Here is a 13,273-nt window from a genome sequence, read left to right on the forward strand (position 1 = left end):
CACGCTCCGGTCCGGTCCCACCCCGCGCCCGGTGTCGTCACGGTCGCGACGGCCCGGTGTCTCCGCGCCCGGCCAGGAGGTCCCGCAGCACGGCCGGTTCGGTCCGGGGCACCTGCAGCAGATGCACCTTGCCGTCGCCGAAGTGGGCGAGCACGCGGCCCGGCCGACCGCCGCCGAGCTGGCCGCGGGAGAGCTTCGCGCCGATCAGTTCACCGTCGCCGAGGCCCTGTGGGGTGAGCAGCGCGCCCTGCCGGTTCCGCCGGGCGTCGACGTGCCAACCGCCGAAGCCGCTGGCGAGGCCGTCGATGGACCCGGCCATGATCAGCCCGAGGCCCCGCTCCGACCCGGCTCGGGCGATCTCCCCGAGATCGCTGCCGGCGTCGCACTTGAGCAGCTGCTCGGCGTCGTCGAGGACGACCACGGCGGGGCCGTCGCGCCCGTCGAGGGCCGCCGCGAGCCCGGCGGAGGTGAGGTTCTCACTCGGCACCAGGTCGAGCACCCCGGGCAGACCGGCCAACTCCCGCAGCGGTGACCGCCGAGGCGCCGCGATCACCACGGGAGTCCCCTTCACGAGCAGTCCGGCGACCATCGTGAGCAGGGCGGTGCTCCGTCCGGACCGCGGCGGTCCCGCCAGGATGAAGGTGGGGTTGGTCGCCAGGTCCGGGCCGACGGCCGACAGCTCGTCCCCGCCGACGCCCACCATGGTCCACAGCGGATCGGCCGGACGTGCCAGGGCGTACGTCTGTGCCAGGGTCAGCTCGTCGGGCAGCACGTCGATCCGGAACGGGCGGGCGGCGTCGCCGACCTCGGCGTCCCGCAGCCGTGCCGCCTCGGCGATCGCGGCGAGCGCACGGGCCTGCCCCTGACCCGAACTGTCCTCGGTGAGCAGGGCGATCTGCGCCTCCGCGCTGTCGACCGCCCGGATCGCCCGGCCCGGCCCGATCTCGTCCGGTAGCTGCCGGTAGTTGATGCCGACCATGCTGTAGTCGCTGCGTTCCGTCAGTCGCAGCACCAGCTTGTCGTCCGTCGTCGAGGAGATCCGGGTGGTGAACATGCTCCGGTCCCCGGCCAGCACCACGTGGATGCCGGCGCCGGCACCCTCGCGCAACAGCGTCAGGAGCGCGGCCATGACGTTGCCGTTGTCGTAGTCGGCGAACGTCTTGTCGAAGACCTCGAACCGGTCGAGGAGCAGGAGGATGTGCGGCGGCCGGTCGGCCTCGGCCGCGCCGGCCCGGTACTCCACCAGCCCGGCCGAGCCGGTGGCGGCGAGCAGCTGCTGGCGGCGACCGAGCTCCGCGACGAGGCGGGCGAGCAGACGGCCGAGCCGCTCGGCCTCCGTACGCTGCACCACCGCACCGCAGTGCGGCAGCTCGGCCAGGGCGAGCAGGGCGCCGTTGCCGCAGTCGACGCCGTAGAGGTGGACGTCGGCCGTCGAGTGGGCGCGGGCCACCGTGCCGGCGATCGTCCGCAACGCCTGCGACCGGCCGCTGCGCGACGAACCGATCACGTGCAGGTGACCCAGTGTCCCCAGATCCAGCTCCAGGGGCACCTGCTCCTGCTGGGCCGGCAGGTCCACCAGGCCGTACGCCACTGAGGGCAGGTGGTAGCCACTGCCCCGGGGCGCGGGAAGCGCGTCGACGGTCAACGTCTCCGGTAGCGCCGGCAGCCACGGGCTGTGCTGCGGCGCGATGGCCAGCTGCTCGCTGGCGCCCCGGACGGCCTCCACCAGCACGGCGAGATCGGTGAGCTCGGCGGCCGGTTCGGCCGTGACACCGGGGCGGGTGGGCACGGGCCGGCCGAGGTCCGGCCAGGAGACGGGCGCGAGCCACGGGACCTGCCGGTCGCTGGTGCGGGCCCCGGGCCGGAAACCGCCCACCCGTCCGGCCTGGAACGGCACCAGCGACGACTGGGCGAGGCGGACGAATGCCCGCCCGGGCGTCGACTTGGAGATCGAGGCGGCGTCGGGGGCGTTCAGCACGTCCTGGCTCTCGCTGGTGTCGGTCACCCGCAACGCGATCCGCAGGTTGGTGTTCGCCCGGATCTCCGGCGACACCACCCCGCCCGGGCGCTGGGTGGCCAGCACCAGATGGATACCGAGCGACCGGCCCCGCTGTGCGATGTTGACCAGGCCGGTCACGAAGTCCGGCAGGTCGCGGATCATCGAGGCGAACTCGTCGATCACGATCAACAGTCGCGGTATGGGGGTCCGCGTCGGTTCCCGGCGCAGCAGGTCGACGTAGTCGTCGATGTCCTTCGCCCCCGCCTCGGCGAGGATGTGTTCCCGCCGTCGCAGCTCCGCGGTGAGCGAGGTCAGCGCCCGACTGACCAGGTGGGTGTCGAGGTCGGTGACCATGCCGACGGTGTGTGGCAGCCGGACGCAGTCCTTGAACGCGCTGCCGCCCTTGTAGTCCACCAGCACGAAGGTCATCGCGTCCGGCCGGTTGGCGACGGCGAGCGACGCGACCAGGGTCTGCAGCAGCTCCGACTTGCCCGAACCGGTGGTGCCGGCGACCAGGGCGTGCGGTCCGTCCCGCTTGAGATCGAGGGCGAACGGCCCGTCCAGCGAGACACCCAGCACCGCCTCGGTGGTCCGCCCTCCGGTGGTCCACCGGGCCGCGACCGCGTCCGGCGCCGGCGGCTCCATGCCGAGCACGTCGAGCAGCCGGCTCGCGTCCGGCAGGGCCGCGCCGTCGTCGGCGCCGCCGGTGTCGCGCAGCGGTGCGAGCGCGCGGGCCACCGTACGCAGCCACTGCGTCGAGAGCAGGTCGGGGTGCACCCCGGAGATCGGCGCGGCGAGCGTCTGGGTCACCAGCAGCGTCCCGTCGGGCTGCTCGGCGACGACGGCCTGGCACTCCTCCGGCAGCAGCCGCTCCTCCGCGTCGACGCAGATCGCGTGCACCCCGACCGCGGGCCCTTCCCGCAGGATCTGCGTCACCCCGGGCAGGGAACGCAGCCGGCGCGCCCCGTCGAGCACCACGAGGATGTCACGGAACGCCCCGTCGCCCCGCTCGGCGGCGCGGGCCGAGATCACGGCGACCAGTTCGGCCACGCGCCGGGCCACGGTCTGGGTGTCGGTGCCGACGGTGGCGAGGGTGTCCTGCCCGTCGCGCGGCGCCGCGTGCGGCAGCCAGCCGACCCACGACCAGCCCTCCTCGTCGCCCGCGCCGGCGAGCAGATAGATCTGGAGATCCTCGGGGCTGTGCAGGGTGGCCGCCTGCGCCACCATCCACCGGGCCGTCACGCGGGCGGCGGCGCCACCGGCGATGCCGACCACGCCGTGTTTGCGCACCGACACCGTCGCCGGTACGTCCAGCGCGCTCCACCGGATCTCCCGGCGGTGCTCGTCCTGGCTCGGATCCCGCAGCACCACCTCGGACGGCAGGTCGGCGCTGCCGGCCCGCAGCTCCAGGAAGTCGGGGTCGGTGCGGCGTCGCTCCCAGAGGCGGCGCTCCGGCCCCACGGCGATCAGCCGTACGGCGGCCGGGTCGGGGAAGTTGTCCCGCCGGGCCAGCCGCTCCACCGTCAACGCCTCCTGCGCCTCCGCGCTGATCCGCGCCCTCTTCGCCTCGTACTGGGCGAGCCGGGCACGGTAGGTGACCTTCCCCTGGCGTCGGGCGCCGACCTGGCCGGCGATGAGCGCCACCGGCGACAGGACGGCGAAGAGCAGGGTCAGCGGGTTGCGGGTGACGAGGTACGCGGCTCCGGAGACCACCAGCGGCGCCAGCACGGTGATCAGCGCGAGTGGTCGCCGGTCCGGTGGCGACGGCGGCCCGGGGAGGGTGAACTGGGTGGTGCGGGCCGGTGGGAGCAGCCGAGGCGGACGGTTGTAGTCCAGCCCGGTTCGGTCCTCGGAGACCTGTAGGGCGGCCTCTGCCCGGACCGGCCGGCGCAGCTCCAGCAGGGACGAGCCGACGGCGAGCTGCGCGCCCGGGGACCACACCTGTTCGCCGTCGAGCTCGACCCGGTCGAGCAGGAGGCCGGGCCCGGCCGGTCGCAGACGGCACGTACCGTCCGGGGTGACCCGGATCGACGCCACGACGGGGGCGAGGGACGGGTCGGTGAGGCGGACCCGGCCGGTGCTCGCCGTGCCGATGGTGTGCTCACCGAGGTCGAGTTGGTGGACCTCACCGGCGTCGGTGCCGCTGACCACCCGCACCTCCACCAGCCCCGCCGGCTGCGCGGGCGCTTCGGGCACGGGACGGTCCAGGCCGAGCACGGTGCCCTGGCGCAGCGGTGCTTCGGCGAGGGTGAGTCGCGGGTCCAGCGGCGCCCCCGCGACGAAGAGTGTCGGTGGCGTGGCGGTGGGCTCCGGCCGACGCGCGGCCAGTGCCTCGGCGAGTTCCCCGACGGTCGTGTCGGGGGCCGCCTCGACCTGGTAGTCGATGACGGCGGTGGACGGATCCGCAACGGTGAGCTGCAGGCGCACGAAGTTCTCCTGGTCGGATGGTCCGTCGGAGGAAACGGTCGGGGCCGCGTGGTGATTCACTCACCACGCGGCCCCGGGGCCGTCCGGTCGTCAGCGGCCGAGGCTCGCCCCGGTCTGGGCGTCCGTGTCGGAGAACGCGTCGCTGACCTGCGTGAGGTACTGGCTGATGCCCTCCATGCCGTGCAGGGTCTGGTCGACGCTGCCCTTGTACTCGTCGAAGTACGGGCCGAACTGCTGCTGGGCGGCCGGGGTGTTGTAACCACCCTGGATCAGCGTGTCGATCTTGCTCTTGGCCTGGGTCATCCCGTCCAGCAGCGTCTGCATGTTCTGCTTCAGCCAGCTCGAGGCCTCCTGCATGTCCTCGCTGACGATGTGGTACGTGGCCATGTTCCGCTCCCTCGTGTTCTCGATCTGTCCGGCTCCGTGAGGCGGTCGTTCCGGGCCGCCTTCCGCCGTTGCCGCCACCCACACGGACGGCGGCCCGGAACGGTTCAGTGGAAATTTCGGCTTCGTGACGAGGGACTCGTCCGACCCCGACGGTGAACCACTTCGCCGACCACGTCGTGTGGATGCCGGACCGCGCGCACGGACGCGGTCCTCCCCGAGCACGAGGTGGAGCAGAGATGGTGTTGCACAGCCGGATCGCGCGGACCGCGATCGCACTGGCCGGCCTGGCGGCGCTGGCCGCCTGCGGTGACCCGGCGACCGGGTCGGCGGCCCCGGCCGCGGCGGCGGGGGCCACCGCGACGGCGGGGGCCACGCCGGGCGCGACCGCCGAGCCCGGCGCGACCCCGGAGGTGATCGAAGTTCCGGCGACCCCGCTCCCGGCGCCGACCGTGGCGAAGACCCAGGGTCGCGTACGGATCTACAGCGGCCCGTCCAACGTCCCGCTCACACCCGCGCCCGGCACGGCGCGGGGCAGCAACCTCATCCAGTTGAACGGAACCGCCTCCGCCGACATCGGCACGTACGTCGCCGACGGTCGGGGCAGGACCCTCTACCGGTTCGACAAGGACACGGCGAAACCATCGAGGTCCACCTGCGACGGACAGTGCGCGAAGACCTGGCCGCCGCTGTTGGTCAGGTCACCCGGCCAGATCTACCCGAGCGGGATCAACCCGCAGCTCATCGGTTACGTCGAGCGGGCCGACGGCACCTGCCAGGTGACCATCGGCGGCTGGCCCGTCTACCTGTTCAGCAAGGACACCGCGCCGGGCGACGTCAACGGTCAGGGGGTCGGCGGCACCTGGTTCGCGGTCAGCCCGACCGGCGGACGCACCACGTCCCTGCCCGAGGTGGTGGCCGTACCCACCACGGCCACCGCCCGCTGAGCCGGAGGGGATGACGATGACCAACCCGTACGGGGACGTTGACGGCGCTCCGACACCCGCCCCGCGCTGGACACCGGCACCCCCGCCGCAGTGGGGGCCGGCCCCCACGGTGCCGAGCACGCCCGTCGAGGGTCGCCGGCGCGTCTCCCGGAAGCTCGTGGTCGCCGTGGCCGGCCCGGTCGTGGTCCTGGTCGCGCTGGTGGCCGTACTCGGTCTGGTCTGGCCGGGGTTTCTCCACCGCAAGGTGTTCGACACGGCGGCGCTGCAGCAGGGGGTGCTGTCGGTGCTGCGCGACGACTACCGGCTCGACGCGGACCTCGTCGCCTGCCCGCCGGGCCGGCCGGTCACGGTGGGCAGCCGCTTCTCCTGCTCCGCCGAGATCGCCGGTGTACCGACGGCGATCACCGTCACGGTGACGTCCCCCGACGGCCGGTTCGAGGTCGGTCGCCCGCAGTGAGACACGGGCAGGGCGTACGCCCGACCGACGTGCCGTGCCGTGCCGGCGGCCGGTGGCCGCGCCGCCGGCAGGGGGACCCGGACGGCACCCCGCTCAGCCGTCCCGGCAGGTCCGCCCGCTGTTGAGGCACTCCACGACCTTCGCCATCAACGGCTCCGGCATCAGGTTGACGAAGAACGCGTGGTCGGTCAGCGGGCTGTTGCGCTGGCCGTCGAAGGCGTCGATCCGGAACCGGGCACCGGGTGGGACGGCGTACGCGAGGGTCAGCCGGAGCCGCGGCACCGGGAACGTGTTGCGGGGGCAGGAGCCGTCGGGGGAGGGGAAGACGAGGTGGGCGCGGTGGCTCTCGCTGTCCACCCGCCGGCCGTCCCAGCAGCTCGGGAAGTCGAAGATCCGCTGCACCCGGTCGCCGGCCGGGCACTGGGGGTACGCCGTGGTGCGGCGGTCGGGTGTGCTGGAGCAGGTCCAGGTCGCGACCGCGTTCCGGCCACCGTTGGTGACCGCCACGGCGTCGCCGACCGTGCCGGCGAGCTGCTGCGGCATCGGCACGACGTTTCCCCGAGGGTTGCCGGAGAAGGTGAGGGTCGACTCGACCGGCACCTGGATCTCGCCGTCGTGGTCCGTGGCGTCGGCGGCCCCGACCGTGCGCAGCACCGGCCAGAAGTAGGTCGACCGGTCGCCGTTGTGGCAGGTCGTCGCCGCGGTCGCGAGGGTCTGTGGCGTCGAGTCGACGGCGGTGGAGAGGTTGCCGACGTAGTCGTGCACGTGGTGCGGCTGCCCGGGGTATCCGGGCGCCATCACGATGTTGGCGGTGTTGCGGTGGCCGTTCTCGTTGCGGCCGCAGTCCCAGGTGTAGGTGCCGGTGGCCGCCCCGGGCGCCGCGGCGGGCGTGGGCGGGCCGGACGGGACGGAGTTGATGTCGACGAAGTCGGGGCCGAGAAGGTTGGCCACCGTCCGCGGTCGCGCCTCGTCGCCGGCCTCGACCCGCCAGGCCACGCCGTAGCCGAGCAGGACGAGGAGCAGCTCCAGTGCCAGCGTCACGGCGACGGCCCGGCGCCAGGTCGGCGCCCGCCCGCTCACGGCTCGAACGTCATGCGGCGCGCTGTCCCGCCCACTCCGTTGCCCCACCCCGTCGAGCCTAGGTCGGGCGGCGCCGGCCCTCGGGCCGACCGTCGAGGATGTGATCTGGCTCCACGTCGCCACCCCGGACTCGCGCTCGCCTCACCGCCTCACGGGCGCTGCGGCCACGACGGCGCGGTGGATCTGTGGGGCCCGTCAGCGGCCGCCCGCCGCGTTCACGGCCATCGTCCTGGCCCTGTCGTTGATGAAGGCCGGGACGAGTGCTGCCGCCGCCAGCGCGACACCTTCGACGAACGCCAGCTCCACCCCGCGCAGCGCCAGGAGAGCGGCGACCGCCAGCACCACCCCGGCGCCGATCCACCCCACCAGCCCACCCACGCGGGCCAACCTCGCCGACGTGTGAGCGCCACCGATCGCCACCGCATCGGCGTGGACCGCCGCGCGGCCGACCACCAGGGCACCGACGAGCAGCACGAAGGACGTCGTCACCACCACGGCCCCCGATCCGAGCAGCGGCAGGTCCTCGTTGTCGACGGACGAGATCGTGGCGTACCAGCTGAACGGCACGATGACCGCCACCGCGACCAGGGCCACCAACAGCATGGTGAGGTAGAGGCCCCGCAACCGGCGCCCGCCGCCCTGGGGAAGCGGACGAGTGGCCGCCGCGAGCTGGCGCTCGTCGGGCGATCTCCCGTGGCTCTCAATCATCGGACTCGAGCCTCCAGTCCGTGGTGTCGCCGTCGCTGAGGCTGCCGTCATCGAAGTCGGTCGTCGTGGACTTCGGCCAGTTGCCGCCGGGGAACGCGGCGTTGGAGTGCAGCGTCTGCTTGAGAGTGGTCATGCTGTCGACGAGAGTTCCCACGTAGGCGATGAAGGCGCCGACGATGGCCACCACCAGACCGATCACCTTCGCTGTCGACAGGCCGGCACCCGCGGCGGCCGGCGGTGCGCCCACCACCGTGGCCGCGGCGGCCGACTCGGCCATCAGCTCGGCCACGAACATCGCGACGGCCAGGATGATCCCCACCCACAGGGCGAAAATGCCGTAGGCGGTCTTCTGTAGGTTGCTGTCGATCACGTCGGTGGCCGCTTTGATCGCCTCAAGCGCCTTCTGCTGAGAGGGCAGCACCTTGGCGTACGCTTCGGCCGCCGGCCCCTTCCAGTAGTTGTCGACGCGCAGCTGGTCCTCGGCGAGCTTGGGCGCCAGCTGGCTGGCCGGGCCACCGATCTTCGCCGTCCAGTCGTCACCCGCCGACATCAGACTGAAGGGCCAGCCAGGATTCAGGATCACCTTGGCGATCTCCGCGAAGAACTTCGCGAGAAGGCTGTTCAGCTCATTGAGCGCCGTCAGCAACTGGTTCGCCAGCGGCTGGGGAAGAATGTTCATGGCGCGATTGCATCGACCGAACAACGTCGTGCAGTGCCGGCTGATGTCGCCGTTCAGCTTCTCCATCTTGGCGAGCTTCTCGCGGAACTCCGCCTCGGACATCACCGTTGGAGTGAACGCCACCACGCTTGCCGCCCCCCTCAGTAGACGTTCTTCATGCGGTGAAGGTTCTCTTCCTCGTCAAGCGCGTAGTTGTCCGCCGAGACGCGCAGGGCGCGAGCGATGCTGTCGAAGTTGGCGGCGCCCTGCTGCAGCAGCGACGCCATCCGCTCCTGCAACTCGTTGTACATGCTGTCCAAGCCGATGAGGTGGGCGAGCCCGCTGAACTCGAACGCGTTCAGACTGAGACCCCGTGCGGTCTGCTCCATGGTGTTGAACTGCACGGCCATCTCCGCCCAGGTCCCCGCCTCACCGTAGAGGGCTTCGATCGAGGCTTCGATCTCGTCCTTGCTCGGTACTCCCATGCCGACACCTCTCCCGATGCCCGGGCCGTTAGCGAATAAGGCCGATCTCGCGCAGCAGCCGCTCGGGCGAGGCGGTCAGGTACCGCATCCGTTCCATGCCCGGTACGGGCTCGTCGAGGCGCTGCTTGTCCTCCTCGGCGGCTCGCCCCGCCGAGGTCAACGCCTCACGCAGGGCGGCGGCGATGCGTTCATGGCGGGCGGAGCGCAGCCACTCGCGATCGAACTGCACCTCTTCGACCGTGCCGCCGACGGTGGTCACCTGGATGGCGTTCGTGTGATCCGTCGACGTCACCCGCCGCGTGGCGAGGTACTCGGCGTCCGCCTCGATGCGGTCCATGCGGTCGAGGACCCCGTCCACGAGATCGAGTATGTCGCGAAGGGCGTAGACGGACTGCCGTGAGGAGGGATCCCCGACCTCGGTGGGCGGCGTTTGGGCGGCACCGGTCGGCTCGGAGCCGCCGGGCGGGGTGGCCGGCTCCTCAACGGGCGGGACGGCTCGTTCCGCAGCGGAAGCGACAGCCCAGGCGGTGACCCGCGCGTTCGTCGCGGACCGCACGGCCTCGACGACGGCAGGTCCGAGACCGGTCATACCGACCAGCCGTGCCCAGTCGTGATCCACACGCACGTCCAGCACGCCTCCCGTGCCGTCGATGGTCACCTCGACGGCACCGGCGCTGTCACGGCCCACGAACTCCGCCTCGGCCGTTTCGGCCACCACGGACAGCTGAGCAGCGAGCGCTTCGGCCTGGGTCCGAAGATCTTCTAAGCCAGCGAGATCGATATCCCCGTTACCCCACATGGCTGCAGCCCTCGATGATCGGGATTGATTGAGGGGTAACTATAACGTCTCCGAGGGTGAGGACGCTGCCCCGCGCCGGTCCGCGACGGCTGAGCGTCGCCGCGGACCGGCAAGCGACAGTTCCTCCCCGGGGACGGGTGGATCGGCGAGGATGCCCGGGTAACGTGAGTGCCCCTAGTCGCGTGGCAGATGCGCGATGAGTTGGTGGAACTCGTCCGGCGGGAAAATCTGCTCCAGTTGTCCGTTCTTCATCTCGGCGTGCAGGGGGTGCAGACGGCCCTGGTGGAGCCAGTACGCGTCGAGGCTGAGTCGGTCGGAGGCATTCGAGCCGACGTTGTGCACCAGCCGGAGGATGGGCTCGATGGTGGCGAGATCGCGGGCCTTGCGGATCGGGACCGCGATGATCTGGTGCTGGCGCGGGATACCGACGATCGCTCCGTGCGGAAGGTCGACTCCCAGCAGTTCGTTCAGCCGCACCAGGTGCGCGACACCCGACACACCCTGGTCGACCACGACGTGCAGCGGTGAGAACTCACCCTGGTCGTAGGACTCGACCACGACACCGTCGCCCCGCATGTTCTCGATCGCACGCCTGATCAGGTCGGGAGGGGTGGTGTTCCAGCGGGACGTCAGATGGCCGAGGACGGGATGAGCCTGCTGCCGCCGGCCGGATTCGTCCGGCCCCATCGCGACCAGGAGCGCGACCAGCTCGTCATTGAGGTAGACGTATACGCCGTCCGGGCCGAGCTCCGATGTCCTCGCGGGAATCAGGCGGAGCAGGGAGTCACGCCGTCCGGCGGGTATCGCCAGCAGCTCGCGGCACGGGCTGTGCCTCGTGCAGTCCTGGGCCGGGACCGCCGAACCGTCGTACGTGGTGGCCTGCGGTGAGCTGTTGCACGGCCCGGCGCCCAGCTGGTTCACGACCCCGCCGGCCCGAGCGGCGTCCAGGGGATAGATGGTGTTGTCCATGATCGGACCGGTGATCACCGCGGGACCGGTGACCGGGGGCGCGCCGTATTCTGCCGCGAGCCGGCTCGCGGCAGGGTTGGGATGACCAGCGCGGGGTCGACCGGGGGCGTCCTCGGCGTGCCACAGGGTCAGGTCGGCGCCGAGCCTGGTGGAGCGAACGTTCTCCGAGCCGAGCAGGTCGGCCACCTCGCGCACCAGGTCCATCCCGAAGGACGCCGTCGTCATCTGCCGTGGGCCATCGACGGTCACGAGCACGAGCTGGGCGGCGCCGCCTGGTTGAGCTGTCATCCCGGAATGATATGTGGCCACCCATCCTCCACAACGGACACCGACCGGCCGGCGTCCGCCGCGGCCAGCCCCCGTGGTGGATCCTCAAGCGCGCCGGCCGCGGAGGCGCCGCGCCAGGGTGGGGATCATCACCGTCGCGGGGATGAGGTGGAGCCCCAGGAGGGCGGTGGTCGTGGCGGCGTCGGCCCCGGAGAGGAGGGGCGGGACCAGCGAGAGCGCGGTGAGCGACACCGCCGTCCACACGAATCGCTCGACGGGGCGAGCGCTCCACCGGAGCAGCGCGGCGGCGATGACGACACCCACGATCGAGAAGAAGCCGGTCACCACGGCGAATCCGGGCAACGGGATGCTCTCGCCACCGTCTGGGATCTCGAAGTCGACGCCGACGGCCTGGGCGAGCGCGGCGGCGAGGGTGGTGGCCACCACCGCCGCGGGCGTGGCGACCAGGCCGGTGAGGGCGAGCCCGCGGAAGCGGTTTGTGCGGCTGGTACGGCTCGACGCCGGGTCGGTGACGATCCCGGTGTCACTCCTGCTGGTCATGTCGTTCCTCCGTCCTCTGGTGAGCGGGGTAGGGATGGGATGGCACCGGCACGCGACGCTCGTGGACCCGGGGCTGACGATGCGGACCCTCGCGGTGCGGCCGTGAGCGTCCACACCCGGACTACTCCGTGCCGTCGGCCGGCAGGCGCTCCGGCAGTCCGAGCCGTGGGAACCGGTCGTCGTGGAAGGTCACGATCTCGGTGATCGCCCCGCCGGTGACGCGCAGGACGTCGATCGTCAGCGGCAGGTACGCACCCTCCCGCTCCCGCCAGTGGTAGAAGGCGACGGCGGGCTGCCGGTTCACGAAGGTGGGGACGCCGCGCAGGCCCGTCATGCCCTCGAAGCCGTCGTCGACCCAGTTCTTCACCACGGCGTCGCGCCCGACGTACAGGCCCGGCGTGGGCGGCATCGAGCAGCGGACGTCGTCGCGCAGCAGCACGGCGAGCCGACCGACGTCCGTGGCCACACTGGCGTCGGTGAAGCGGCGCACCAGCTCGCGGGTCCCGGCGTCCTCCTCGCCGCCGGTCCAGTCCTGCCGCTCGGCGGGCAGGTGCTCCCGCATGCCGGCGCGAGCCCGCTGCAGTGCGCTGTTCACCGAGTTGACCGAGTCCCCGAGTAGCTCCGCGACGTCCTTCGCCGGCCAGCCGAGCACGTCCCGCAGGATCAGCACGGCCCGCGGGCGCGGCGCGAGGTGCTGGACCGCGACCAGGTACGCCAGCTCGATCGTCTCCCGCGCGACGGCGACCGTCTCCGGCCCGTCCGCGTCACCCGCGGGCAGCTCGTCGAGCAGCCGGTCCGGGTAGGGCTGCAACCACAGCACCTCGCCGCCGGTAGCGGGCTCCGGGCGGCACTTCGCGAGCAGGTCCAGGCAGGCGTTGGTGGCGATCCGGTACAGCCAGGCCCGGAACGTCGACCGTCCCTGGAAGGTCTCCCGTCGCCGCCAGGCACGCAGCAACGTCTCCTGCACGGCGTCCTCGGCGTCCTCGAACGATCCGAGCATCCGGTAGCAGTGCACGTGCAGCTCCCGCCGGTGCCGCTCCGCCAGGCCGGAGAACGCCGGCTCGTCGATCTCGCCCGGACCGCTGCCACCCAGCTCCTCCAGCCGTGTGTCCGCACCCATCACGTCATCCTTCCGCCTCGTCGTGTGCCGTCCCAGGTATGACGGGTGCGGGCGCGATAACTCATCACCACCGTCGGTCGGCGTGGCCGACCCGCTGACGGATCACGGCCCCGCGTCGGAGTGGACCTCGACGTCGTAGAGCAGCTGCACGTTGCGGCGGCCGTTCGTGATGCCGACGAAGATCGGGTCACCGGCCGGGGTGCGGCCCTGGCGCCAGACCTGTTCCCGGGCCGCCTCCCGTGACTCGTGATGGATCCTGCCCTGTCGATGCAGGTGTAGGACGCGGCGGGCAGTGGTCCGGTCGCTGTCGAGGTGGATTCGCAGCAGGGGCATGGTGGATCTCCTCGCCGACCGTCGAGACCGACCTTCGTACGTTCGACTAGCTTAACGGTGTTAAATTCACTGTCCAGCG

General features: G+C 72.0%; 13 protein-coding genes. 2 read left to right on the forward strand and 11 right to left on the reverse strand.

Translation table 11 applies throughout. The features are described from left to right. Positions 1 to 37: 37 nt before the first annotated feature. Positions 38 to 4,426, reverse strand: a complete 4,389-nt coding sequence (locus tag SM573_RS17010; protein WP_474616518.1) for an FtsK/SpoIIIE domain-containing protein — start codon at positions 4,424 to 4,426, stop codon at positions 38 to 40. A 90-nt stretch (positions 4,427 to 4,516) separates the two neighbouring features. Continuing rightward, positions 4,517 to 4,813, reverse strand: coding sequence for a WXG100 family type VII secretion target (locus SM573_RS17015; protein WP_474610007.1), 297 nt, complete (start codon positions 4,811 to 4,813; stop codon positions 4,517 to 4,519). A 236-nt stretch (positions 4,814 to 5,049) separates the two neighbouring features. Here SM573_RS17015 and SM573_RS17020 point away from each other — a divergent pair, with 236 nt between their 5' ends. Next, entirely contained in the window at positions 5,050 to 5,757 is a 708-nt protein-coding gene (locus SM573_RS17020) for a COG4315 family predicted lipoprotein (protein WP_474616519.1), read from the forward strand. Between the two features lie 16 nt (positions 5,758 to 5,773). After that, a complete protein-coding gene (locus SM573_RS17025; RefSeq protein WP_474610005.1) occupies positions 5,774 to 6,214 on the forward strand; it encodes a DUF4333 domain-containing protein in 441 nt (146 codons plus the stop codon). Positions 6,215 to 6,307: 93 nt separating this feature from the next. Here SM573_RS17025 and SM573_RS17030 read toward each other — a convergent pair whose 3' ends face one another. The 9 genes from SM573_RS17030 to SM573_RS17070 form a co-directional block, all read right to left on the reverse strand. Then, on the reverse strand, positions 6,308 to 7,294 hold the full coding sequence (locus tag SM573_RS17030) for a DUF1996 domain-containing protein (RefSeq protein WP_474616520.1): 987 nt from the start codon (positions 7,292 to 7,294) through the stop codon (positions 6,308 to 6,310). Positions 7,295 to 7,489: 195 nt separating this feature from the next. Beyond that, the gene (locus tag SM573_RS17035) at positions 7,490 to 8,002 is read right to left on the reverse strand and encodes a hypothetical protein (protein ID WP_474616521.1); all 513 of its coding nucleotides are present in this window, start codon (positions 8,000 to 8,002) and stop codon (positions 7,490 to 7,492) included. Then, complete coding sequence (locus SM573_RS17040) at positions 7,995 to 8,783, reverse strand: hypothetical protein (protein ID WP_474610002.1); 789 nt, start codon at positions 8,781 to 8,783, stop codon at positions 7,995 to 7,997. Before SM573_RS17040 ends, SM573_RS17035 begins: the two co-directional genes overlap by 8 nt. 38 nt (positions 8,784 to 8,821) lie before the next feature. Then, positions 8,822 to 9,145: a hypothetical protein gene (locus SM573_RS17045; RefSeq protein WP_474610001.1), complete on the reverse strand. Its 324-nt coding sequence runs from the start codon at positions 9,143 to 9,145 to the stop codon at positions 8,822 to 8,824. Between the two features lie 28 nt (positions 9,146 to 9,173). Then, on the reverse strand, positions 9,174 to 9,944 hold the full coding sequence (locus SM573_RS17050) for a YbaB/EbfC family nucleoid-associated protein (RefSeq protein ID WP_474616522.1): 771 nt from the start codon (positions 9,942 to 9,944) through the stop codon (positions 9,174 to 9,176). Positions 9,945 to 10,118: 174 nt separating this feature from the next. Next, positions 10,119 to 11,201: a hypothetical protein gene (locus SM573_RS17055; protein ID WP_474616523.1), complete on the reverse strand. Its 1,083-nt coding sequence runs from the start codon at positions 11,199 to 11,201 to the stop codon at positions 10,119 to 10,121. An 84-nt stretch (positions 11,202 to 11,285) separates the two neighbouring features. Beyond that, positions 11,286 to 11,741, reverse strand: a complete 456-nt coding sequence (locus tag SM573_RS17060) for a DUF6069 family protein (protein WP_474616524.1) — start codon at positions 11,739 to 11,741, stop codon at positions 11,286 to 11,288. A gap of 121 nt (positions 11,742 to 11,862) precedes the next feature. Continuing rightward, positions 11,863 to 12,861: an RNA polymerase subunit sigma-70 gene (locus SM573_RS17065; protein WP_474616525.1), complete on the reverse strand. Its 999-nt coding sequence runs from the start codon at positions 12,859 to 12,861 to the stop codon at positions 11,863 to 11,865. A 102-nt stretch (positions 12,862 to 12,963) separates the two neighbouring features. After that, positions 12,964 to 13,194 (reverse strand): hypothetical protein, encoded by a 231-nt coding sequence (locus SM573_RS17070; protein WP_474609996.1) that lies wholly within the window; start codon positions 13,192 to 13,194, stop codon positions 12,964 to 12,966. Between the last annotated feature and the right edge of the window lie 79 nt (positions 13,195 to 13,273).

The sequence above is a fragment of the Micromonospora xinjiangensis genome (genome assembly GCF_056150165.1).